Genomic DNA, 26,156 nt, shown 5'->3' on the forward strand with positions numbered 1-26,156 from the left:
TGAGCACGCCGAAAAAGTCCCCGAGTGCCCTTGCGGCAGCTTGAATTCCGTCGTTAGCATCCCCGCGCCGGATTTATGATTCGGGCCCCGCACGCCATTTCCGCGACGTTCACCCGGAAGCGTCCCGACGCGTGTTCACCGAAACGGCTCACCCGGCACGACCGCACCACCCGGCACCACCCCCGGCGACGACGAGAAGGACGAGGCGCACCGTGGCGACGAACTGGGACGAGACCTACGAGAAGCTGGTCAGGGCCGCACTCACCGACTACCCCCCGACCGCTCCGCTGCGCGCCGACCTCCCGTTGCCCGCGCACGGCCTGGACTCCCTCGGCATGGTCGGCCTCTCCTCCCGGCTGGAGGACGCCTACGGCATCGAGTTCCCCGACGGCGCCCTCGTGCCCGCCAGCTTCGCCACCCCCGGCGACCTGTGGGACGTGGTCAGCGGCTGTCTGGCGAACCGATGAGGGCCGACCCGGCGGGCATACCACCGCACGGCGCCAGGATGCTGCACGACTGGTTCGCCGACGGCCTGGCCCGCAACCCGGACGGCCCGGCGCTGCGCATCCTCGACCGCTCCTGGACCTACACCGAGGTGGACGGCACGGCACGGGCGTGGGCGGCCGCGATCCACGGGCTCGGCGAACCGGGCGCACCGGTCGCGGTGCTCGCCTCCAAGACACCCGAGGCCTACCTCGGCCTGCTCGCCGCCCTGTACGCCGGCGCCCCGGCCGTTCCGCTGAACCCGGAGAACCCGGTCGCCCGCAACGCCTCCGTCCTGCGGGCCGCCGGCTGCGGATCCGTGATCGCCGCCCCGGACGCCACCGGCCGGCTGGCCCCGCTGCTGGAGTCCGCGCCGGTGCACGTCGTACTGGCCCCGCGCACCGAACGTGCCGCCCTTCCCGCCAAGCTGCCCACCGCCGTGGGCGGCGCCCGGGTCCTGACGGCGGACGAACTGCCCGACTCTGCGGCCACCCCCGACTGGCAGCCACCCACCGGCACACCCGAGGACATCGCCTACATCCTGTTCACCTCGGGCTCGACGGGCATGCCCAAGGGTGTGCCCGTCAGCCATGGGAACGCCTCGGCGTTCCTGGCCGCCTCGCTGCCCCGCTACGCCGTACGCCCCGACGACCGCTTCAGCCAGGTGCACGAGACCACCTTCGACCTGGCCATGTGCGACATCTTCCCGGCCTGGGCCGGCGGCGCCTGCGTGTGCGTGCTGTCCCGGTTGCAGGCGCTCGATCCGGCGCGCTGGGTGCGGCGGTACGGGCTGACCGTCTGGCACAGCACCCCCAGCCTGGCACGCGGCCTGCAGCGCGCCGACCGGCTCGCCCCCGGCAGCCTCACCGGGCTGCGCCAGTCGGTGTTCGCCGGCGAGCCGCTGCTCGTGGACACCGCGCGCTACTGGCAGCGCGCCGCGCCCGACGGAGTCCTCGACAACATCTACGGCCCCACCGAACTGACCATCGCCTGCACGGAGTTCCGCTGGGACCCCGGCCTGGACCTGTCGAGCCCGCAGTACGGAGCCACCGTGCCCATCGGCCGCCCGAACGACGGCATGGAGGCGATGCTCCTGGCCCCGGACGGCTCACCCGCCGAGGACACCGGCGAACTGGTCATGACCGGCCCGCAGATGTTCGGCGGCTACCTCGATCCCCGCGAGGACGAAGGGCGCTTCCTGGAGCACGACGGCCGCCGCTGGTACCGCACCGGGGACCAGGTGCGCGCCACCCCGCACGGCTGGGTCCATCTCGGGCGCAAGGACGCACAGGTCAAGATCAACGGCTATCGCGTGGAAGTGGGCGAGGTGGAAGCCGCCCTGCGCGACACCTCGGGCGGTGACGCCGTCGTGTTCGCCCTCGACGCGCCGGGCGGCACCCGGCTGGTCGCCTATCTGCTCGGCGACACCGAACCGAACATGGCCGGTCTCGCCGAGCGGCTCGCCGACCGCCTGCCGCCCTACATGCTGCCCCGCCACCTGTGGTGGCTGCCCGACGCACCACTGAACGCCCACGGAAAGACGGACCGGTCCCGGCTGCGCGAGGACGCCGTCCGCCGGCTCGGACACGAGGGGGAAGCGAAGCCGTGAACGACCCGATCGAGTGTCACCTCTCGCTGCCGCACGACGACTTCATCATGCAGAACCACCGCATCCACGAGGTGTCGGTGATGCCGGGCGCGACCTTCCTCGACATCGTCTACCGCATCCTGGGCGCCCAGAGCGTGGACACCGAGCACGCCGTACTGCGGGACGTGCTGTTCGCCGAACCGATCGCCACCGCTCCGGGCCGCGACCTCGCCGTCCGCGTCACCCTCGGCGCACCGGACGCCACCGGCGCGCGCCACGTCGACGCGTCCGGAGCGGTCATGGCACCGGGCGCGGACCCGGCGCGGGCCGCGTCCGGGGACGTCCGCTGGCGACCGCACTTCTCCGCCCGCCTGGAGTTCACACACGAGCCGCCGCCCCCGCCGATCGACCCGCGCGCCCTCCTGACCCGCGCGGAGCGAACCCGGGACATGGCCGAGCTGTACCACCAGGCCCGCGCCGAGGACATCCGGCACGGGCCACCCATGATGGGATTCGGCGCCCTGCACGTCCTCGACACCGGCGGACTGCTGGCCCGACTCGAACTGGACCCCGGCTCCCGGGAACACGAGGGCGCCTTCCATCTCCACCCGGCGAAACTCGACGCCGCGACCCTCGTCACCTTCGGCCACCGGCCCCCGCCCGGCCCCGACCCGTTCATCCCCGTCTACATCGAGGAGTTCCGGGCGCCGCGCGGTGCGACGGGACCGTGCTGGGTGTACGTGCCCACGCCGGAGACGCTCGCCCCGTCCGGCGACGTGATGCACAACGACTGCCTGATCTACGACGAACAGGGCCGCTTCGTCGCCAAGTTCACCAAGCTGAGCTGTAAGCGGGTCCGGCACGCCGGTCTCATCACGCGACTGCTCGACGCCCCGGCCATCGCCACCGAGCCGCGGTCCGCGCGGGAACCGGCCCCCTCCGAGGCGCGGTCCGGTCACCAACCGGCGGCCGTCGAGCCGCGGTTCGAGCAGCGGCCGACGACGGCCACCGCGGCCGGCGACGCGGCCGCCTCGGCGACGGAAGACACCGAGCGGCGGCTCGTCACGCACGTCCGCGCACTGATCGGCGGCCTCCTGGGACGCGAGGCGGAGGCCGTCGACCCCCACCGGGGCTTCTACGAACTCGGCCTCGACTCCGTGGCGTTGCTCGCCGTGAGCGCCGAGCTGGAGAAGGTGGTCGACGGCCGGCTGTACCCGACCCTGCTCTTCGAGCACACGGACGTCGCCTCCGTCGCCCGTCATCTGGCCCGGAAGCACACGATCACGCTCCCCGCCGTCGAACCGGCACCCGGCCCCACACCGCCGACGGGAGCCACCACCCCGCCCCACGGGGAGCGGTCCGCGCCGCCGACGGCAACGGCCGACGCGGCACCCGGCGAACGACCCGCTCCGCCGACCGAGGCCCCAGGCCCGGCGCCCGTACGACGGTCCGTGCCGCCGACGGAAGCCACCACCCCCTCCGTGCCCGAACACCCGCCCGCCACCGAACCGACCGTCCACCGCCCCTGCTGGACAGCCCGCCCCGCCCGCCCGGCCCGCGACCCGCAAGCGCTCGGTGATCTGCTCGTCGTCACCACCGATCCCGCACTGCCGGCAGCCCTGCGCCGCCGCTCCGCACCGGGGCGCCGCACGGTCCACGTCCTGCGGGCGGACACCTTCGAACGGACCGGTCCCGACACCTGGCGACTGCCCACCGCAAGCCCCGCCGACTTCACCCGACTGCTGGACGAACTCGCGGCCGAGGGCACCGCGCCGACCGTGCTGGCCGTCTGCCCCGACGCCGCGCCCGGCCCCTCGTGCGACACCGGTGACGGCTACGACGTCGTCTGGGCGCTCGCCGGGGCCCTGGCCACCAGGTCCGCCGACGACACCCGCCAACTGCGCTTCCTGTACAGCGCCGACCGCGAGGACCTCGTACCGCAGCACACCGCCGTCGGGGCGCTGGCCCGCGGCATCACCGCGGAGAACCCGGCGCTGCGCTGCCGTAGCACGCTCGTCGTCGGCGCGCCGGACGCCGCCGAACTCGCCGACGTCCTCCTGGCGGAGGCGGCCGACGAGAGCGAGGACAGCGAGAGCAGGTACCGGCACGGCGCAGGCGGCGAGCGCTCCGTCCGTCGGCTGACGGCCCACGCGCTCGCCGACCGGACCGACGTCGCCGCGCTGCCCCGGGGAGCCGTCTGCCTGATCACCGGGGGAGCGGGAGGCATCGGGTCCCTCCTCGCCGAGCACCTGGCCACCACCTACGGTGCCCGGCTGGTGCTGTGCGGGCGGCGTCCGCTCGACGACACGGTCTCGGGCCTGCTCGACCGCTGCGCGGCACAGGGCGGCGAAGCGCACTACGTGCGCGCCGATATCACCCACCGCGAGGGTGCCGAGGCCGCCGCGGCCCGGTGCCGCGAGCTGTTCGGCCGTATCGACGCGGTCTTCCACTGCGCCGGCCGCACGGACGACGCACTGCACTTCCGTAGGCGACCGGCCGAGACCCGCGCCGTACTCGCCCCGAAGCTCGACGGCACCCTGCACCTCGACCGGGCCACCGCCGACTGCGACCCGAGCCTGTTCGTGCTGTTCTCCTCGCTGTCCGCGGTCCTGCCCAACACCGGCCAGTGCGCCTACGGTTACGCCAACGCCTTCCTGGACGCCTTCGCCGAGCGGCGTACGGCAGACCCCGGCCGCACCGGCCGTACCCTGGCCCTCGCCTGGCCCTACTGGGCCGACGGAGGAATGCGGGCGGACGCCGCCTCACTCGCCCGCTCGGCGGCGCTGGGAATGCGGCCCCTGCCCACCGCACTCGCGCTGCGCCTGCTGGACCGGTGTCTGGCCCAACGCGAGGGCCCCGCCCGGCTGGTGGCCGTGCACACCGACCTCCGCCCCGGCACCTCGGTCGATGACACGGGTACACCCGGACCGCTCCGCTCGGGACTGTTCGCGCCCGTCGGAGAGGTCGGCGAGGTCGGCGAGGTCGGCGAGGTCCGCGAGATCGCGGAGGTGGAGGCCGCGGAACGCGACACCCGGGAGCAGGAGCCCGCCCCCGGGATAGGCCGGACCCGGTCCGCCTCCGAGCCGGTGGCCGTCATCGGGGTCGCGGGACGCTATCCGCAGGCCCCCGACCTGGATACCTTCTGGGCCAACCTGGCGGCGGGCCGTGACTGTGTCACCGAGGTCCCGCCCGACCGCTGGGACCACGAAGCCTTCTTCGACCCCGAGGTCGGCCGGCCCGGACGGACCTACGGTCGCTGGGGTGGCTTCCTGGCCGGCATGGACCGCTTCGACCCGCTGTTCTTCGGTATCTCGCGCCGCGAGGCCGAGCGCATGGACCCCCAGGAACGCCTTTTCCTGACCATCGCCTGGCAGACGCTGGAGGACGCCGGATACCCGCCGCAGGCCCTCGCCGGCGAGCCGGTCGGCGTCTTCGCCGGAGTGATGTGGAACGACTTCCAGTTCGTCGCCGACCCCGACGACGAGACGGCCCCGGTGGCACTGCACTCCTCCGTCGCCAACCGTGTCTCCTACGCCTTCGACTTCCGCGGCCCCAGCCTCGCCGTCGACACCGCGTGCTCCTCGTCACTGACCGCCGTGCAGCTCGCGGTGGAGAGCGTGCGCCGCGGCGAGAGCCGGCTCGCCCTGGCCGGCGGGGTCAACCTCATGACCCACCCCCAGAAGTACCTCCAACTCGCCCGCGGCCGCTGGCTGTCCCGCGACGGCAGGTGCCGTGCCTTCGGCGCGGGCGGCACCGGGTACGTCCCCGGGGAGGGTGTCGGAGCGGTACTGCTCAAGCCCCTGGACCAGGCGCTCGCCGACGGCGATCACATCCACGCCGTCATCCGGTCCGCGCGCCTCAACCACAGCGGCCGAACCAGCGGGTTCACCGTGCCCAGCCCCGCCGCACAGGCCTCCCTCGTCGCGGACGCGGTCCGGGACTCCGGTGCCGATGTGCGCGCCCTCGGCTATGTGGAGGCGCACGGCACCGGCACCGCCCTCGGAGACCCCATCGAGCTCGAAGGGCTGCGCACGGCCCTGGCCGCCTTCGAACCCGGGCCCCACCAGGTCGCCATCGGGTCGGTGAAGAGCAACATCGGCCATCTGGAGAGCGCGGCGGGCATCGCCGGCCTGACCAAGGTGCTGCTGCAGTTCCGGCATGGGGCCCTCGCGCCCTCCCTGCACGCGGAGACCCTCAATCCCCACCTCGACTTCGGCGACGGCCGGCTGACCGTGCAGCGCACCGCGGCACCCTGGCCCCGCCCGGCCGGCGGGCGGCGACTGGCCGGGCTGAGCGCCTTCGGCGCGGGCGGCTCCAACGCCCATCTGGTACTGGAGGAGGCCCCCGAGGCCCCGCCCCGGCCCGCTCCACGCGGTCCGTGGCTGTTCGTGCTCTCCGCGAAGGACGACGAGGCACTGCGCGAGCGGGCCTCCGCCCTGCTGGGACTCCTCACCCCGCACGAGGAACGGTCCGGTGGCACGCCCGCGCCCGGCACGAACCTCCGCCCGCCGCACGGCACGGGTATCTCCTCCCCCTACACCCTCGTACGCTCACTGGCCGCCCGGCGCCTCGTGGTGCCCGAGTCGTCCCTCGGGGGCGGCGAGACCTTCGAGGACCTCGGGTTCGACCCCGCCGCGCTGCTCGCCCTGGCACACGATCTGGCCGAGCACCACGGGCCCGGCGCGCCCCCGGCCGGGGACTTCACCGAGGCCGTTCACCCCGGCACCACGCTCGACGAGGCCGCGGACATCTGGGCCGGCCTGGAGGCGACGGCCGGCATCGACGACCACGGACTGCCTCGCCCCGACGATCTCGCCTACACCCTGCGCGTGGGCCGCACCGCGATGCCGGTCCGGTTCGCGGTGGTCGCCGACGACCTGCCCGGCCTGCGCGCGGCGCTGGAACGCCTGGTGAAGGGCGCCGACCCCGGGCCCCGGGAGTACCGGGGAACCGCGACACACGCCACCGAACCGGCGGATGGCACGCCCGACTCTGCCGTCACGCCCGGCGGGGCCACGCTCGAGGAGTGGGCGCGCCGATGGGTCGCGGGAGAGACCGAGGCGCGCTGGCCGGAGCCGGGGACGGGCGGCGGCGCGCGTCCCCGCCGGATACCGCTGCCCGGCTATCCGTTCCGCGAGGAGCGGTGCTGGCCCGGCGGATGGACCGGCGCGGCGACCGAGCCCGACCGCCGTCCGGCCCCGCCGGCCCCGCCGGCCACGCCGACGACAGCTGACGACACCGCCGTGCCTTCAGCGGCCACCGCCGTGCCGGTAGTGGACACCGCTGCCTCGGCCGTCGAGCCGACGGTCGGTGGTGCCCTCCTCCCGTCCGATCCCGTGGCCGCCGTGGCGACGCCCCGGACAGCGTCCGCCCGGGACAGCGGCGCCGAACTCGTCGTCCTGGACGGCGGTATCGGCCTGATCCGCATGGGCTCGCCCATGTTCACCGAACGGTTGCTGCGTGACCTGCGCGACGCCTTCGACACGGTGTCCGCGCGCGAGGACGTCAAGGCCGTCGTCATCACCGGTGCCGACGGCGTGTTCAGCATGGGTGGCACCTCCGAGGCCCTGGACACGCTGGCCGGCGGGGCCGGACGCTTCACCGACCAACCCTTCGTGTACGAGGGGCTGTTGCGCTGCGACCGCCCCGTGGTCGCCGCGATCGAAGGACACGCCTCCGGCGGCGGCCTGGCCTTCGGGCTGTACGCCGACGTCGTCCTGCTCGCCGAGGAGAGCGTGTACAGCGCCAACTTCGTCACCTACGGCTTCACTCCCGGCATGGGCGCCACCTACGTCCTGGAACGCCGCTTCGGCTCCGCGCTCGCGGACGAGATGATGCTCACCGGCAGGTCCCTGACCGGTGCGGAATTGCGCCGGTACGGCGCCATGGTGACGGTTCTGCCGCGCCGCGAGGTCCTGCCGGCGGCGCTGGAGCGCGCCCGCGCCCTCGCCGCCCAGCCGCGCGAGGCCGTGCGCCGGCTCAAGCAGGAGCTGGCTGGGCGGGTCCTCGCCCGCCTCGACGAAGTGGTCGGGCGTGAGGTCCTGATGCACGAGGAGGTGCTCGGCGCCGAGGCCCGCGACCGGGTCAAGAACCACTTCGCCCGAGTGGAGGCGTTCCGTGGCGACGGGCCGCGACCGGCTTCCGGCCGGGAGCCGGGGGCCGAGGACTTGCAGACCGGAGCTCATGACCGGTCACCGCGGCCCCGGCCGGTCTCGTCCGAGTCCCCGACGGAGAGCCAGCCTCAGCCCGTGGCCGAGAGGGAACCGGTGGTCGTACCCGAACCCGTGGCCGCGTCTGTGTCCATGGTCTCGTCCGAGCCGACGGCGGAGCCGGAAGTCGCGCCGGTGATCCCCGCGCCGTCCGCTGCCGGGCCGTCCCCGGAGGAGGTGCGGGCCGACGTCGTCGCCTCACTGTCCCAGGTGCTCTATCTGCGGCCGGAGGAGATCGACGACGAGCGCACCTTCGCCGAGATGGGGCTCGACTCGATCGGCGCCGTCGAGGTGGTCCGCGACCTCAACGAGCGGCACGGGGCGGGTCTGGAGGCCGTCGCGGTGTACGACCACCCGACCGTGCCCGCGATGACGGCCGCCCTGCTGGCGGCCCGGGACCGGTCGGCGGCCCTGCACCGCGCGGCCCTCGCCACCCCCGTGTCCCTCGCCGATGTCGGTGCGGCCGCACCGGGCGGCAAGGGGAGCGACCTGCCGCGGGAGGCCGTGGCACCGTCGTCCGACGCACCACGCACCGACCGTTCGCGGGGTGGCACCACCCCCGCCCCTGTCCCGGAGCGCACCGCGTCGCCCGCACCCGTGGTCACGCCGACGCCGCATGCGTCCGCCCCGCGGAAGAGTCCCGTGTCCGCCGCCTCGACGCCGGTGCTGGCCGGGATGGTGACGCTACGTCAGGTACCCCGACGCGCGCCGGCGGCCGCGAGGACCGTACAGACCGATGAGGAACCGGACGGCGAGTCCGACCCCGCGCCGCCCCGCCCCGCCGTCGCGCCGCGCCGCACCCCCGCACCTCCGCAGGTCCCCGACGGGCCGACGGGGTACGACATCGCGGTGATCGGCATGTCCGGCCGCTTTCCCGGAGCCGAGGACCTGGACGCCTTCTGGGAGAACCTGAAGTCGGGCCGCAGCGAGATCACCGAGGTGCCCGCCGAACGCTGGGACCCCGACCGCTGGTACCACCCCGACCGGTCCGTCACGGACCGCACCGACAGCAAGTGGGCCGCTCTGATACGGGGGGTGGACGAGTTCGACCCGGCGTTCTTCCGGCTCTCGCCGCTGGAGGCGGAGGCCATGGAGCCACAGCAGCGGCTCTTCCTCCAGGAGGCGTGGAAGGCGCTGGAGGACGCCGGGTACGGTTCCGGCGCCACCGACCGGCCCACCGAGCGCGGAAGCCGCAACTGCGGTGTGTTCGTGGGCTGCGGCACCGGGGACTACGACGAACTCCTCACGGCGGCCGGGCAGTCCGACACCAGCCACGCCTTCCTCGGCTCCGCTCCCTCCGTCCTCGCCGCGCGCATCTCCTACTTCCTCGACCTCACCGGTCCCACGCTGGCCGTCGACACCGCCTGCTCCTCCTCGCTCACCGCCGTGCACCTGGCCTGTGAGAGCCTGCGTCGCGGCGAGTGCGAGACAGCCCTCGCGGGTGGTGTGGCGCTGATGCTGACTCCCCGGGTGCACATCCGGTGCAGCAACGCCGGCATGCTCTCCCCGACGGGCACGAGTGCGCCCTTCGACGCGCGAGCCGACGGCATCGTGCTCGGCGAGGGTGTGGGCGTGGTCGTCCTCAAGCCGCTGGCCAGGGCGCTGGCGGACGGCGATCACATCCACGGCGTCATCAAGGCCACCGGGGTCAACGGCGACGGCAGGACGAACGGCATGACCGCGCCCAGCGCGGCCGCCCAGACCGAACTGATCCGCCGGGTGCACCGCGCGGCCGGCGTCACCCCCGGGGACATCGGCTACGTCGAGGCCCACGGCACGGGAACCCCGCTCGGCGACCCGATCGAGGTCAAAGCCCTGCACGACGCCTTCCGCACCGACGGTGACGGCGTCGACGACGGCCCCGCGACGCCGACGGCGCTCGGCTCGGTGAAGGCCAACATCGGTCACACCACCATGGCCGCCGGTGTCGCCGGACTGCTGAAGGTCCTGCTGGCTTTGCGGCACCGACAGGTGCCGCCGAACCCGCACTTCGGCACGGCCAACCCCGAGATCGACCTGACCCGGGGCCCCTTCCGTGTGCCCACCCGCGCCGACGAGTGGCGGCCCGGCCGCGCGGGCACCCGGATCGCGGCACTCAGCAGCTTCGGATTCAGCGGCACCAACGCCCACGCCGTGATAGCCGAGGCACCGACCCCGGCGCCGGAGCGGCCCGGCCGCGCGTCGGAAGCCGCCGAGCGGCCCTGGCTGATCCCGGTCTCGGCACGCGACCAGCACGCACTGGAGCGGTCGCTGAACCGGCTGGCCGACGCCCTCGACACAGCGGCCGGACCGGTCCCCGGCCTCGCCGACGTCGCCTTCACCCTGGGCACCGGCCGGACACACTTCCCGGTGCGGGCCGCCTTCGTCGTGCGCGACCGCGGCGAACTCGTCCGCGCACTGCGCGCCGCTGCCCGCCGCCACGAGGCACCGTACGTCCACCCGCCGACCGGCCCGGGCGGCGCGGCGGACGCCCCGCACACGACCGACGGCGGACAGCACCCCGGGACGCCGGAGAAAGCCCTGTTCCCGGAGCACCTCCGACATCTGCGGCACCTCGCCGAGACGTACGTGCGCGGCGGAACCGTCGACTGGGCGGCCCTGTACCCGCGCGGGAGCGCGCGCCGGGTCCCGCTGCCCACCTATCCCTTCGCCCGGGACCGGCACTGGGCGTCCCCCGCCCGGCCGGGCCCCGAGCGGTCGTCGCACGTCCCGAGTGCCGAGGCCGACGGCCCCGGGGCCCTGTGCCAGCCGGTCGATCCCGTCGACCCGGTCGTCGCCGACCACCGGCTGGCCGGCCGGCCCGTGCTGCCCGGCGTCGCGAGCCTGTCGCTCGCCGTACGGGCCGCCGCCCGCCACGGGATCACCGGTGCGGTCCGCGTCTCCCAGGTGCAGTGGTTGCGCCCGGTGGAGGTGAGCGCACGCCGCGAGGTACGCGTCACGACGGACGACCGCCCGGCGGGCGCGCTGAACTTCGAGGTGACGACGGACGACGGCGGTCAAGTGCCCTGTGTCCGGGGCCGGATAGCGCCGATGGGCGAGGACGCGGCAGCCGGCCGGGTCTCCGTCGAGGCGGTGCGGCAGCGCTGCCCGTCCTGGCGCCCCGGTACGGATCTGTACCCGGACTTCGCCGCCGGAGGCCTCGAATACGGCCCCGCCTACCAGGCCCTGGAGGGAGTGTGGTCCGGCACCGACGAGGCGCTGGGGGTACTGCGCGCCCCGGCCGCGGCCGTCGGCGACACCACGTCGTGGCCGCTCGACCCGGCCGTCCTGGACGCCGCCCTCCAGACCCTGACCGCCCTGGCCGCGGACGACGGCGCGAACCCCCTCGTCCCGTTCGCGCTACGGGCGTTGGAGGTACTGGCGCCACTCCCGAGCGAGGGATACGCCCACGCCACGCGCGACGCCGCCGGGTTCACCGTGCGGGTGGCGGACCGCGACGGCCGGGAGTGTGTGCGTTTCGTGGGGGTGGCCCTGCGACCGCTGCCCGCCGACTCGGGCCCGGCGGCACGGCCGTCGGCCGCAAAGGCGGCACCCCGGCCGGCCGGCCCCGAGGGCGCAGGCCCGAAGACCGTGGTCCTCGTCCCGACCCTGAGGGACGCCGGTCCGATCCCGGACCACGCCGGCCCGCCGGCCACACGGCCCTCGGAGCGGCGTGCGACGCCGGAGACGGTGTGGGTGTTCCACACCGCCGCCGCGCAGCCCCTGGCAGGCGCTCTCGCCACCGCGCTCGGCCGGTCCCGCGCCGACGCCCCCCGTCCGGCGGTGGTGACGACACTCGCCGTACCGGACGTCGACGACCCCGGTGTGTTCGACTCGCTCGGCGGACCTCCCGACACGGTCTACTGGCTCGCCCTGCACGACCCCGCGGAACCGATGCCCCGACAGGGCCCGGACCCGGCCACGTTCGGCCTGTTCCGGCTGCTGAAGACGTTGCTCGCCCGCGGCGCGTACAGCAGGGACCTCACCCTCAAGGTGGCCCTGCGCGGCGCGGTCGCGGACGCCGAGCGCGGGCCCGCCCAGCCGCACAGCGCCGGGCTGCTCGGGCTGACGCGATCGGCCGCGGCCGAGTACCCGAAGTGGCGGGCGGGCTGCGTCGACCTGCCGCCGGAGGCGTCCTCGCCGGCGGAACTCGCCGGACTGCTGCTCGCCGAGCCCTGCGCCGAGCCCCTCGTCGTCCTGCGCGGCGGTCGCAGGCTGGTGCGCAAGCTGGTCCCCGCACGCCCGCGTCGCCACCTCGGCGCGGACGGCCCGTTCCACGAGGGTGGCGCCTACGTCCTGATCGGAGGGACCGGCGGCATCGGCACGGTGCTCGCCCGCCATCTGGCCCGTACCCACCACGCCCGGCTCGCACTGGTCGGCCGACGGCCCTTCGACGACACCATCGAAGCGCGGTTGGCCGAGCTGTCCGCACTGGGCGGCCAGGCCGTCTACCTGCGCGGCGACATCGCCGAACCGGACGCCGCGCGCCGCGTCATGGCCGAGGCACGCGCCTGGGCCGGCCGTGTCGACGGCGTCTTCCACAGCGCGCTCGTCCTGCGCGACCGCACGCTCGCCGGCATGGACGAGGACACGTTCCTGGAGGTCCTGGCGGCCAAGACGTTCGGCCTGACGGCACTGGCCGACGCGCTCAGCGAGGAGCCGCCGGGCTTCCTGGTCTGCTTCTCCTCCGCGATCTCCTTCGCCGACGCGCCGGGCCAGGCCAACTACGCGGCGGCCAGCACCTTCGAGGACGCACTCGCCGGTCACCTGCGGGACCGGTCCTTCCCCGTCTCCCTGGTCAACTGGGGATTCTGGGGCAGCGTCGGCGCGGTCGCGCGGGCGCATCACGTCGAGCGGTTCGCCACCGTGGGCATCGGCTCCCTGGAACCGGCCGAGGGCATGGCGGCACTGACGGACGTCCTCGCGGCCGGCCTCGCGCAGGCCGTCGTGGTGAAGGGAACCCCGCAGGGCCTGGCCCTCCTCGACACCGTACCGGCCGACGAGACGACGATCGCGGAGGAACAGATCGTCCCCGCGCGAGCGCTTGGCGCAGCGCCGGACCAGGACGATGCCGTCCCGCGGACCCTGGCGGACGCCCGTGCCGCGTTCGCGGAGCTGGAGCAGGTCGCCAGGTCTCTGGTGGGGCAGCGGTTCCCGCGAGGGGAGCACGGCTCGGGGCACGACCCGGACACCGCCGCGTCGTCCACCCTCGAACGGTGGACCGGCAGGCACCCCGAGGGGAGCGCCGGCCAACGTCTCCTGGCCGCGCTCGGGGACATGCTCCGGCGCACCGGACAACCCCTCACCACCGGCGCCTCGGACGGCCACCCCGCACACCCGGCGAACACGACGGCCCCTGATCCCGCCGCCGCGCTGGTCGAGCGCCACCCGGCGATGGACCCGCACGTGACGCTGCTGCGGCGCTGCGTGGCGGCCCTGCCCGAGGTACTCGACGGCACGCTGCCGCCCACGGGTGTCCTCTTCCCGGGCGGCTCCATGGACCTCGTCGAGGCGGTCTACCGAGGGCAGCCGCTGTCCGATCACTACCACCGGCTCATGGCGGCGGAGACCGTGGCCGCGCTCGGTCGCCACCGCTCCGGCGGCGACCGGGTCGGCGACACCGAACGTCCCTTCCGCATCCTGGAGATCGGCGCGGGCACGGGCGCCGGTACGGCCTTCGTCCTCGACGCGCTCGACCGCGTAGGGGGCCGGACCGGCGACACCCACGCCCCCCTGCCCGTCTCCTACACCTATACGGACGTCTCCTCCGCCTTCCTCGCGCACGGCGAGCGGGAGTTCGGCGCGGGCCGCCCCTATCTGTCCTGCCGACTGCTCGACATCGAACGCCCGCCCGCCGAGCAGGGGTTCACCTCCGACGGCTACGACCTGGTCCTGGCCACCAACGTGCTGCACGCCACCCGGGACATGGGACGGACCCTGCGGCACGTGCGTCAACTCCTGGCCCCGGGTGGCAGCGTGCTGATCAACGAGGTCACCCGGGCCTCCGACTTCCTCACCCTCACCTTCGGACTGACGCCGGGCTGGTGGGCGTTCGAGGACAGCGAACGCCGGCTCCCGCACGCCCCCCTGCTGGGACCGGACCAGTGGCGCGGTGAGCTGGCCGCGAGCGGCTTCGGGCCGGTCCGGATGACAGGCGTACCGGGAACCCCCGTCGAGGATCTGGAGCAGTGTGTGATCGTCGCCGAGGCGTCCGGGGTGGCTTCCGACCCCGCATCGGTGCCGGCCCCGGACGACGCACGGGTGTGTGGCTATGTGCGTGATGTCTTCGCCGAGGTACTGAAGTTCGACCCGGGCGCGCTCGCGGACGAGGTCACCTTCGAGAACTACGGCGTCGACTCGCTGGTCAGCCTCAGGATCATCGGCCGCTTCGAGGAGGACTTCGGTGAACTGCCCGCGACGCTGCTGTTCGAGAAGCTGACGATCGCGCAGCTGGCCGAGTACTTCGCGGCCGAACACGGCCCGGCGCTCACCGCGCTGCTGCACCCCGCCGGTGCGGAGAACACCACCGCGCCGGAAGCGGATGCGGATGCGAGCGCGGATGCAAAGGCGGGGGCACTCGCCGAGGCGGACGCGGACACATCACCGCAGCCGCAGCCGCAGCCGCAGCCGCAGCCGCAGCCGCAGCCGACGACGTCCGCGCCGACGCGCGAGCGGACCTTCGCCCCGTCGGCCCCTTCCACCTCGCCCAGCCCGTCCGACATCGCCGTGATCGGTGTCAGCGGCCGCTACCCGGGCGCGAACGACGTGAACGAGTTCTGGCACAACCTCGCGACCGGCACGGCCTCGTTCACCGAGGTACCGGCCGAACGCTGGGACTGGCGGCCGACGTTCGATGCCCGACGCGGCACCCCGCAGCGCTCGTACAGCCGTTGGGGCGCCTTCCTGGACGGCATCGACCAGTTCGACCCGGCGTTCTTCGGCATCCTGGGCCGGGACGCCGCGCACATCGACCCCCAGGAGCGGCTGTTCCTGGAGACCGCGTGGAACCTGCTGGAGGAGAACGGCCGACTCGGCACGGACACCCACGAGCCGAACACGGGCGTCTTCGTCGGGAGCATGTACGGCACCTACGGGCAGCTGGCGGCCACCGGCTGGCCGCAGGGCAGGCTGTCCGGTGCCCACTCGGCCCACTGGTCGTTGGCCAACCGGGTGTCGTACTTCTTCGACTTCAACGGCCCGAGCATCGCGGTGGACAGCGCCTGCTCGTCCTCGCTCACCGCCGTCCACCTGGCCTGTGAGAGTCTGCGGCGTGGCGAGTGCCGTACCGCCGTGGCCGGTGGGGTGAACCTGATCCTGCATCCGGCGCACCATGTGTCCCTGAGCGCGCTCAACATGCTGTCCGCGGACGGCAGGTGCAAGGTGTTCGACGCCGGGGCCGACGGATTCGTGCCCGGCGAGGGCGTGGGCGCGGTCCTGCTCAAACCGCTCGACCGCGCCATCGCCGACGGGGACCGGATCTGGGCGGTGATCAAGGGCGGCGCGATGAACGCCGGCGGCAAGACCGGTGGTTACACCGTGCCCAACCCCAACGCGCAGGCCGCCCTGGTCCGCCGGGTCCTGGAGAACTGTTCGGTGGCGCCCGAGACGGTGTCGTACGTCGAATGCCACGGTACGGGTACCGCGCTCGGCGACCCGATCGAGATCGCGGCGCTCGGCAAGGCACTCGACGGACCGCGGCGCCCGCACCGCTGTGCGGTGGGCTCCGTCAAGTCCAACGTCGGGCATCTGGAGGGCGCCGCGGGTATCGCCGGGCTGACCAAGCTGCTGCTCCAGCTGCGGCACCGGCAACTCGCGCCCTGCGTCAACCTGGACCGGCTCAACCCGAAGATCGACTTCGGTGCGGCGGCGCTGGAACCGGTCCGCGCGCTCACCGACTGGCCCGCCCCGCCCGACGGCGGCCCCCGACGGGCCGGTGTCAGCTCCTTCGGCGCGGGCGGCGCCAACACCCACCTCGTCGTCGAGGAGTACACCGGGCAGTACCGCGCGGAGCGCCGCAGGGCGGACGGCACCGGCCCGGCAAAGACGCCGGGTCCGCACCTGTTCCTGCTCTCGGCGCGGTCCGCCGAACGGCTGCGCGTCTACGCGGGCCGGGTGGCGGACCACCTCACCACGCCCGACGGCGCCGCGACCGCCCTCGACTCGCTCGCCCGGACCAGCCAGACAGGCCGCCGCCACTTCTCCGAGCGACTCGCGGTGGTCTGCGCCGACACCGACCGGCTCGCCGTCCTGCTGCGCTCGTACGCCGAGACCGGCCGCGCGGAGATCCCCGGCATCACGGTCGGGCGGGCCGCCACCGGTCAGGGCGGCAGGCGCCTCGGCCCCGATTCCGCCCTGCTGCGCGACGTACGCGACGCGCACGGCGCGGAGGCCACGGACGTGGCGGCGGCCCTGGGGCGGCTCGGCGGCCGGTGGGCCAGCGGCGACGACGTCGACTGGTCCGTGCTGTGGGCCGGCAGTACGGCACCCCGGGTGCCGTACCCGACCTACCCCTTCGACCGCAGCCGCCACTGGCTGGACACGGGTGTGGTCGACCCCACCCTCGGCGGTCCGGCCACCGGGCACGCGTCCACCGGCCCGGCGCCGACGACGGTGCCGGTCCCGGACGGCTCGTCGGCCCACCCTGCCCCGGAGACCACCGGATCCGCCCCGGACACCGCGTCCGTCGTCGAGCCGGCGGCCAGGGCGGCGGAGACCGGTCCCACCACCCTGTACCGGCTGACGCCGGTGCTGGAAGCGCGGCCCTCGGACGGCCGGGCGACGGACGCGACGCCCCCGCGCCGGGTCCTGCTGCTCGGACCCGATTCCGCGCCGCGCCGAGCCGTGGCCGAGGAGTTGACCCGCCGGGGTGTCGACTGCCTCCCGGTGCGGCCGGGTGAGCGCTGCGCGTGGAGCGATGACGGTGTGCTCCTCCCGGCGCGGGCCACCCCCGACGATCTGCGCCTGCTCGTGGAAGACCTGGCCGAGCGCGACCGGCTGCCCGACGCGATCGTCCTGGTCTGCCCGCCGACGGCCGGACCGCCCAGACCGGACACCCTGGCCGGCGATCTCGACGCCGGACCGTACGCGCTGCTGTGGGCCGCGGCGGCCCTGCTCGCCCGCGACCGGTGGGTGAGCCTGCGCACGGTCGTGACACACGGGCCCGCCTGGCGGCAGCCGCAGTTCTCGGCGACCGGCGGCCTGTTGAAATCCCTGGCCCTGGAACACAGCGGCCTCATGGCGGTACGCATCGCCTTCGACGCGTACGACGAGGCGGCGGGCGCCGGCGGCGAGGCCGCCGCGAACCGGTTCGCGACGGTCGTCGCCGACGAACTCGGCCAGGCCCGCACCGGGACCACCGAGCTGGTCTACGACCGCGACGGGGTGCGACACCTCCGGCGGCTGACGGAGCGGCCGGCACCGCCACAGGCACCGGACGCGCCCCTGCCGGTCCGAGCCGGCGGCACGTACCTCGTCACCGGGGGAGCAGGCGCCCTCGGCCGGATCCTCGGCGGCTTCCTGGCGGACACGAACCCCGTCAACCTGGTCCTCGCCGGGCGTACGCCACTCGGCGAGGACATCGAGCGGCGCACGGCGGAGCTGTGGCGTGGCGGCAGCACCGTCTGGTACCGGCAGACCGACCTGGCCAGCGCCGCCGACGTCTCCGGCCTGATGGCCGACATCCGGGCCCGCTACGGCGGGTTGAACGGCGTCGTGCACACGGCCGGCGTACACCGGGACGCGCGCGCCGTACGCAAGAGCGCCGACGAGGCGGCCCAAGTGCTGGGACCGAAGGTGACCGGCACGGTCCTGCTCGACCAGGCGACCCGCGACGACGACCTGGACTTCTACGTCCTGTGCGCCTCGCTGGTGGGGGAGACGGGCAACCTGGGCCAGAGCGACTACGCCTACGCCAACGCCTTCCAGCTCGACTTCGCCGAGTCCCGGGAGCACCTGCGGGAACTGGGCGAACGCACCGGACGCACGGTGGCGATCGGCTGGCCGCTGTGGGAGGACGGCGGCATGGACGTCGACGACGCGACCCGCCGGCTGTTCGCACAGCTGTGGTCGATGGCGCCCCTGCGCACCGACACCGGACTCGCCGTCTTCCGCTCCGCCCTGGCCGGAACGCAGGCCAGATGGCTGCCCGTCGAACGGGCCGCCGTACCCGCACCCGAGGACACCACGCCCGTGGCGCCGCAGAGCGCACACGTTCCGCCCGGCACCGCGACCGGCACGACGACGGACCCGGCCGCACAGGCCGGGACGCACCAGGAGGCCCGTACGGACATGGCGACCGGCACCCCCGACACGACGCGACCGGCGACCGGGGACCTGGACGCGGTACGAGATCAACTCCGGTTGTTCACGTCCGAGTTCCTGATGGTCGAACCGGTCGAGGTGGACACCACAGCCGAGTTGATGGACCTCGGCTTCGACTCGATCTCCCTGAGCGAACTCGTCGTGCGCGTCAACGACCACTACGGCCTCGAACTGCTGCCGACCGTGCTGTTCGAGCACCCCACGCTGGACGACGTGGCCGCCCACCTGAGCCACGCGCACCCGGCAGAGGTACGCGCCGCACATCCGCCACGGCCGACGGCATCGGCACCCGCGACGCCTGACACGCCCGACGACCCGACCATGTCCGTGTCCCCAAGCACCAGTTCGGCCGCCGCGGTGTCGTACCCGGGGGAGGACGTCGATGGTCCCGTGCCGGATCCGGGCGACCCCTCCGGGGCATCGGAGCCCGCCCGGCCGAACGGAGCGCCGACACCGGCGGCGGGGCCGGCGCGGCGCCGTGACGTCGCCGTCATCGGCATGGCGGGACGGCTCCCGGGGTCCCCGGACCTCGACGCGTTCTGGCGGCACCTGGCCGCCGGGGACGAACTCGTCGGCCCCGTGCCGCCGGACCGTGCCGACCTGCTGAACGATCCGGCCACGGTGGGACTGCGCGGCGGATTCCTCTCGGACGTCGCCGACTTCGACGCGGCCTTCTTCCGCATCTCCCCGGCCGAGGCCCGCCTCATGGACCCGCAGCACCGCCTCTTCCTGGAGACGGTCTGGCATACCGTCGAGGACGCCGGATACCGCCCGGAGGACCTGGCGGGCCGCTCCGTCGGGGTGTTCGTGGGCATGGCCACCTCGGACTACGGCGAGTTGATCGCCAAGTCCGGCATGTCCACCGAAGCGCACATGGCCACCGGAGTGGCGCGGTCGCTGGTCGCGGGCCGGCTCTCCCATCTGCTCGATCTGCGCGGCCCCAGCGAGACCGTCGACACGGCCTGCTCCAGCTCCCTCGTGGCCCTGCACCGCGCGGTCGGCGCCGTGTCCGACGGCGAGTGCGACGAGGCGATCGCGGGCGGTGTCAGCCTGGCCCTCAGCCCCGGTCTGTTCCGGGTCTTCGACCAGTCCGGAATGCTCAGCCCCGGCGGGCGCTGCCGCACCTTCGACAAGGACGCCGACGGCTACGTCCGCGGCGAAGGGGTGGGCGCGGTTCTGCTGAAGCCGCTCGACCGGGCCCTGGCCGACGGCGACCGCGTCATCGCCGTGATCCGCGGCAGCGCCGTCAACCACTGCGGCAAGTCGCCCTCGCTGACCGCGCCCAACCCACGCGCCCAGGCCGACGTCGTGGTCCGCGCCCACCGGGTCGCCGGCATCGCCCCCGGCACCGTCACCTACATCGAGACACACGGCACCGGCACCCGCCTCGGCGACCCCATCGAGGCCGAGGGGCTCAAGGACGCCTTCACCCGCCTCTACGCCGACGCGGGCGAACCCGTGCCGACGGAACCCCACATCACGCTCGGGTCGGTGAAGACGAACATCGGCCACCTGGAGGCGGCGGCGGGGATCGCCGGCCTGCTCAAGGTGTTGCTGTGCATGGCACACCGCACGCTGCCCGCCCATCTGCACCTGCGGGAACCGAGCCCCTACCTGAGGCTGGACGGCACACCGTTGCGCATCGGCACCACGACCACCCCCTGGGAAGGCGCGAAGGACGAGCACGGACGCCTCACGTGGCGCGCCGGGGTGAGCTCGTTCGGGTTCGGCGGCACCAACGCCCACGTCGTACTGGAGGCCTGGACACCGCCCGACGACGCACACCGGCCGCCCGAGCGCGTACGCGCCCTGCCGCTGACCGAGTTCCGGCCGCGCCGGCACTGGTTCGGGGACCCGGACGGCACCCGGAAAACGAGGACGGAGAACCCCGTGTCGCACGTTCCCCAGGCATCCCATACGGCTGCCACGGCTGCCACGGCTCCCGGTACGGCACTCACCGCGGCCGTCGCGCCCACCGCGGCCAGGGCTCCGCTTCCGGCGCCCGCCCCGCTGCCGGGCCCACCTGTCGCCGACCGCCCGAGGGTCAGGCTCGCGCCCCTCCCCGGGCCCGCCGTCCCGGACACGCCCCCGGCGCCCGCCGCCCCCCGCCACGACACCAGCGCCGCGCGCCCGGCGGCCCCCGGCACCCAGCCCGGACAGCCGCCGGCCGCCCCACACACCGGGGCCCCGGCACCGAAGACGGCCCTGTCCGAAGCGGAGGTCCGCGCCACCGTACGAGGCCTCGTCGCCGACGTCCTCGGTCTGGACGCCGACGACATCGCCTACGACACGCCGTTCGCCGACCTCGGCCTCGACTCCATCTTCCGCATGGACGTGGCACGCGCCCTGAACGACCTGCACGGCCTGGACCTCCAGGGAGCCGACCTCTACGAACACGACAGCATCGCCGCGCTCGCGGCCCACGTCCTGACGTCGGCCACCGCCACCGCGCCCCGTCCGGCACCGCGCGCGATCCCGCCCACCCGCACACCGGCCGACGCGCCCGCCACGAGCGCGCGGCCACCGGCACCGACCGGCGACCAGGCACCGGCAACGCCCGTCGAGCCGTCAACGGAACCGATCCGCGACGACGCGGGGACCTCGGCGCCAACCCCCGAGAACCCCGGGCAGCGCGAGGACGCCGTACGGGCCCTGGCCCACCTGTTGGAGCGGGTTCTCGGGCGCTCCTTCGACCCGGCGGTCAGCTTCGAGGCCAACGGGTTCACCTCCTTCGACATGCTGCGCAGCGTCAGCGCCCTGGAGTCCGGCCTGGGCGCCCTGCCCAAGGCCCTGCTCTTCGAACGGCCCACCCTGGACCAACTGGCGGACGCGCTGTGCGAGATGCACGGCGAGAAGGCCGTAGCCCGCGTCCGTCCGCCCGCCCCGCGCAACGACCCCCCGGCCGCCCCTTCTGCCCCCGCCGCGCCGGACGCCGCCCGCCAGGCCGGGCTGGTGACCCGGGTCGAGGCGGCGGCCGACCCCGAACTCGGCCCCGTGCTGAGGGAGCTGGAGCGTGAGTACGGCAAGGAGAGCGGGCTCGGCGGCCGTGACATCGCGCCCCACCTCTTCGTCGGTGCCGAACGGCGAGGCTTCTTCGCGCTGTCGCGACGAGGCCCGGCCATGCTGGTGTGGAACTACACCGGCCCCGAGGACCACTTCGCCGAACTGGCCGCCGAGTACTTCGACCACGCCCGGCTGAACGGCCTCGAACCCAACCTGCTGTCACTGGTCCGGCTGGAGAACGTGGGCGGATCGCCGGTGACCGCGACCCCGTTCGGCGCCCTCCAGCGCATCGAGGACGTGGGCTCCTTCAAGCTCTCCGGCGGCCGGATGAGCCGGCTGCGCTACATGGTCAAGCGGTTCGAGAAGGCCGGCACCGGCCGTACGACCGAGTACCGCAGCGGCGAGGACCCAGCCGTGGACGCCGAGTTGGCCCGGCTCGTGGACGGATGGTCCGCCACCAAGCAGATGGTGAACCCCTACGTGCGACGGGTGCGCGACGAACTGGCGGGCGGCAGGCTCGACGAACGCCATCGCCTCTTCCTGACCTACCTGGACGACGCCCTGGTGAACGCCGTGGTGATCACCCGGATCCCGTCCGAGAACGGCCATCTGCTCGACGTCGAGTTCTACCCGGACCATATGCCGCTCGGCGGACTGGAGTTCGCGCTCGTCCGGATCCTGGAGCGACTTCGTGCCGAGGGCTGCGAGGTGTTCAGCTTCGGAGCGAGCTTCGGCGGGGAGATGGGCGCCTCGCCCAACGCCTCCGAGACCGCCGTACGCGCGTTGGCCGAACTCCGTGACGCCGGCATCTTCGGCGGCGGCAACTACCAGTTCAAGAACAAGTTCCGCCCGGAGAACCGGACGCTGTACCTCGTGCAGCCCGAGGGCGAGGACGCCACCGCGGTGAGCGACGTCATCCTGATGATCGCCGACCCGGCGGCCCCCGTCACCGGCACGGCGGCCCCCGGCGACCAGCCCGCCGGTGCGCAGAACCCCGGCACCGAGAACCCCGGCGTCCAGCCCGCCGGCACCGAGAACCCGGGCACCGAGAGCCCGCGCGCCGCGACGAACGGCGCCGAGCCGCCCGACACCCCGCCGGCCGGCGCCGAGCACACCGGCGCCGAGCGGACCGCCCGGCTGGCCCGGCTCGCCGCCCATGGCCACAACCCCGTACGCCTCCCGCACGTCGGCGTCGGGCTCGACCTGATCACCGACTCCTGGGCGGACCGCGCCGACCCCTGGCAACGGGAGCGGACGCGGGAGCTCGCCGAGCTGGCGGACGCGACCGGGGTCACCGGCGAGGAGCCGCCCGCCCTGCCCTGGCTGCCGTTCGCCCATCGCTTCTTCGCCGCGTCGGGGCGCGCCGCCGAGGAACGCCTGTGCCGGGCCTGGCCCGGACCACGCGGCCGGGTCCTGCACAACTCGGCCTTCCCCACCTGGCTGGCCACCCTGGTGGAGCAGGGCTTCGATCCGTCGGTCACCCTGCCCGTCGTCGGCGAGGGTCCGTTCGCGGCGGACCTCGACCTGGCCGCGCTGGAGGAGGCGCTGGACCGGCATGCCGGGGAGATCTCCTTCGTCCTCGTGGAGACCGCGACGAACGCCCACGGCGGCGCCCCGCTGTCGCCGGAGAACCTGCGCGGGGTCGCGGAGCGGGCCCGGGCCCGGGGCGTGCCGCTGGTCCTGGACGCCACCCGGCTGCTCGACAACGCGCTGCTGGTGGCGGCGGCCTCCGTGACGCAGCACCGGGACCTGTGGCAGATCGTGGCGGAGATGCTGGGCGCGGCCCAGGCCGTGACGTTCAGCCTGTCCAAGGACTTCGGCGTCGACGGAGGCGGCCTCGTCGCCACCGTCGACGAGCGGCTCGCCGAGCGGCTTCGGGAGCGGATGCTGGAGCGCGGCCGCGAACCCGGACTCCCGGCGCGCAGGCTGCTCTCGGCCGCCCTCGCGGACGCCGCGTCCACCGAGCGGCTGGTGACCGAACGGGTCGCCAACGTGGCCGCGTTCCGCCAGCGGCTGGAGCTGGGCGGCGTACCGCTGGTGCCCGGTCCCACCGCCCACTGCGTGCTGCTGGACGTCGACAAGCTGGCGCCCGGAACCGCGCTGCGGCACCCCGTCGCCTCCTATCTCGCCGGAATCTACGAGGCCTGCGGCGTCCGTGGCGGACCGCACCTCGGCACCGGCGGCCGGTACCCCGACGGCTCCACGCCCCGGGAACGGCACCTGATCCGGCTCGCCGTACCGGTGGGACTGGACCGGGCGACACTGGAGCGGGCCGCCGACCGGCTCGCGGAGCTCGTCGCCGACCCCGCGTCGGTGCGGGACCTCACGGAGGTACCCGGCGCCCCCGGTCCCGCCGCGCTGCGGGCCTACCACCCCACCGACGCACTGCCCGCCGACATCCGCCAGGCACTACAGGACCAACCCGCCGCCCCGGCACCGGCGTCGGAGAACCACGCGGTGCTGCGTGAGCGCGCCCCCGGGACGCGACGGCACCTGCTGCCCATGACGGGCGGCGCGGTAGAGGTCTTCGACCGCGGTACCGGACCGGCCGTACTCATGCTGCCGCCGTTCAACATGGGCGCCGGTGTCTTCGCCGACCAGGTCGCGGGCCTGAGCGACCGCTACCGCGTCCTGGTGGTCCATCACCCGGGGGTCGGCGCCACCACCAGCGCCGAGGACATATCGCTGCCGGGCATCGCCGACCTGTACCGTCAGACGCTGGACCGCCTGGGCGTGACGGGGCCGGTGCACGTGGTGGGCACCTCCTTCGGCGGACTGCTGGCCCAGAGCTTCGTCCTCGCCCACCCCGAGCGCGCCGCGTCGCTGGCGCTCGTGTGCAGCTCCTACAAGTACGCCAACCGGGCCGGCGAGGTGAACCGGCTGGAGGACCTCGTGGCCGAGGACCTCGACCGTGTCATCGCCGCCGGCGCGGTGGACGTCGCCACGCGGCGCGCCGAGTACGCGGCACGGCTGCTGCGCTGCGAGAGCATGGCTCCGCACATCGGCCTGCGCTACCTGGACGTGTTCGCCCAGCAGCCCGACCTGCTCGGCCGCCTCGGTGACATCGCCGTTCCCACGCTGGTGGTGGCCGGCGCGGTCGACGCGGTCGTCCCGCGCAAGACCTCGCACCTGATGCACGGCGCGATCCCCGACGCCCGATACCACGAACTGCCCCTCGGCGGGCACTTCCCGACGGTCACCGACCCCGACGGGGTGACCGCCGCCCTGACCGCCTTCCTGGCGGACTGCGCCACGGCGGAGGAGCAGCGATGACCGACACGGCGACAGCGACGAACACCACGGCGGCGACGCCGCCCACGCCGGCCCGCTTCGGCATCGAGGCTCTGGACGTGTACGCCGGCAGCGCGGCCATCGACGCGCGTGCGGTGTTCGACGGCCGCGGCCTCGACGCGCGCCGCTTCGACAACGTCGCCTCCGACCGCCGTTCGGTGGCGCTGCCCTTCGAGGACCCCGTCACCCACGCGGTGAACGCGGCCCGGCCGCTGCTCGAACGGCTCGCGCCGGGCGAGCGTGACCGGATCGAACTCCTCGTCACCACCAGCGAGTCCGGGATCGACTACAGCAAGTCGATCGCCTCCTATGTGCACGAGCACCTGGGCCTGCCGCCCAGCTGCCGGCTGCTGGAGATGAAACAGGCCTGCTACGCGGCGACGGCCGCGCTGCAACTCGCCGTCGGCTACCTCGCCGGGGGACTGTCGCCCGGTGCCAAGGTGCTGATCGTCTCCACCGACATGTCCCTGGCCGACGCCCGCGCGCAGTACGCCGAACCGGTCACCGGGACGGGCGCCGTGGCCCTGCTCGTCGGGGACCGCCCCCGCGTCCTCGCCACCGACCTCGGCGCGTTCGGCGTGCACAGCTTCGAGACCCTGGACTCCGCGCGGCCCCGCCCCGACCTCGACATCGCCGACGCGGACCGGTCGCTGATGGCCTACCTGGAGTGCTTCTCACGCAGCTTCGCCGACTACCGCTCCCGGGTGCAGGACGCCGACTTCGCCACCACCTTCGACCTGCTGGCCCTGCACACCCCGTTCTCCGGCATGGTCAGAGCGGCACACCGGCGACTGATGCGCGAGCTGTACCGCAGCCCCGCCGAGGCGGTGGCCGACGACTTCGACCGCCGGGTCGCGCCGTCCCTGATCCACCCCGGTCAGACCGGCAACCTCTTCTCCGGCTCCCTCTATCTGGCGCTGGCCAGCCTGCTGGACCACGCCCCGCTGGACCGCCCCGCCCGGGTCGGGCTCTTCTCCTACGGCTCCGGCTGCTCCTCGGAGTTCTTCAGCGGCGTCGTCGGCCCCGAGTCGGCCGCCGCCGTCGCCGAGGCACGGATCGGACCCCGGCTGCGCGCCCGCGCCGACCTCGACTTCGAGGAGTACACGGCGCTGCTCGCCGAGAACACCGCCTGTCTGCGCCCCGAGGCCCACCGGGACGTCGACCCCGGCCGCTACGACGCCCTGCTGGGGCGGGCCGTGGACCGCCCCAAACTGCTCGCCCTGACCGGCGTACGCGACTACCACCGCCGCTACGCGTGGATCTGACGAACCGGAGGTACCACC

The 26,156-nt window shown here is 74.2% G+C and carries 4 protein-coding genes; all 4 read left to right on the plus strand.

Features of this window, described 5'->3' with window-relative positions; all coding sequences use genetic code 11:
• Positions 1-212: 212 nt before the first annotated feature.
• Genes ACIBA9_RS03105 through ACIBA9_RS03120 form a run of 4 tightly spaced genes read left to right on the plus strand, consistent with a single transcriptional unit; the run spans position 213 to position 26,138 of the window.
• On the plus strand, positions 213-467 hold the full coding sequence (locus ACIBA9_RS03105; RefSeq protein WP_399359582.1) for an acyl carrier protein: 255 nt from the start codon (positions 213-215) through the stop codon (positions 465-467).
• Positions 464-2,092 (plus strand): AMP-binding protein, encoded by a 1,629-nt coding sequence (locus tag ACIBA9_RS03110; RefSeq protein ID WP_399359583.1) that lies wholly within the window; start codon positions 464-466, stop codon positions 2,090-2,092. Before ACIBA9_RS03105 ends, ACIBA9_RS03110 begins: the two co-directional genes overlap by 4 nt.
• A complete protein-coding gene (locus tag ACIBA9_RS03115) occupies positions 2,089-24,855 on the plus strand; it encodes an SDR family NAD(P)-dependent oxidoreductase (RefSeq protein WP_399359584.1) in 22,767 nt (7,588 codons plus the stop codon). Before ACIBA9_RS03110 ends, ACIBA9_RS03115 begins: the two co-directional genes overlap by 4 nt.
• The gene (locus ACIBA9_RS03120) at positions 24,852-26,138 is read left to right on the plus strand and encodes a hydroxymethylglutaryl-CoA synthase family protein (protein WP_399359585.1); all 1,287 of its coding nucleotides are present in this window, start codon (positions 24,852-24,854) and stop codon (positions 26,136-26,138) included. The genes ACIBA9_RS03115 and ACIBA9_RS03120 overlap by 4 nt, the downstream gene beginning before the upstream one ends.
• The last annotated feature ends 18 nt before the right edge of the window (positions 26,139-26,156 follow it).

It is taken from the genome of Streptomyces sp. NPDC051452, assembly GCF_044454765.1.
Lineage (GTDB): Bacteria > Actinomycetota > Actinomycetes > Streptomycetales > Streptomycetaceae > Streptomyces.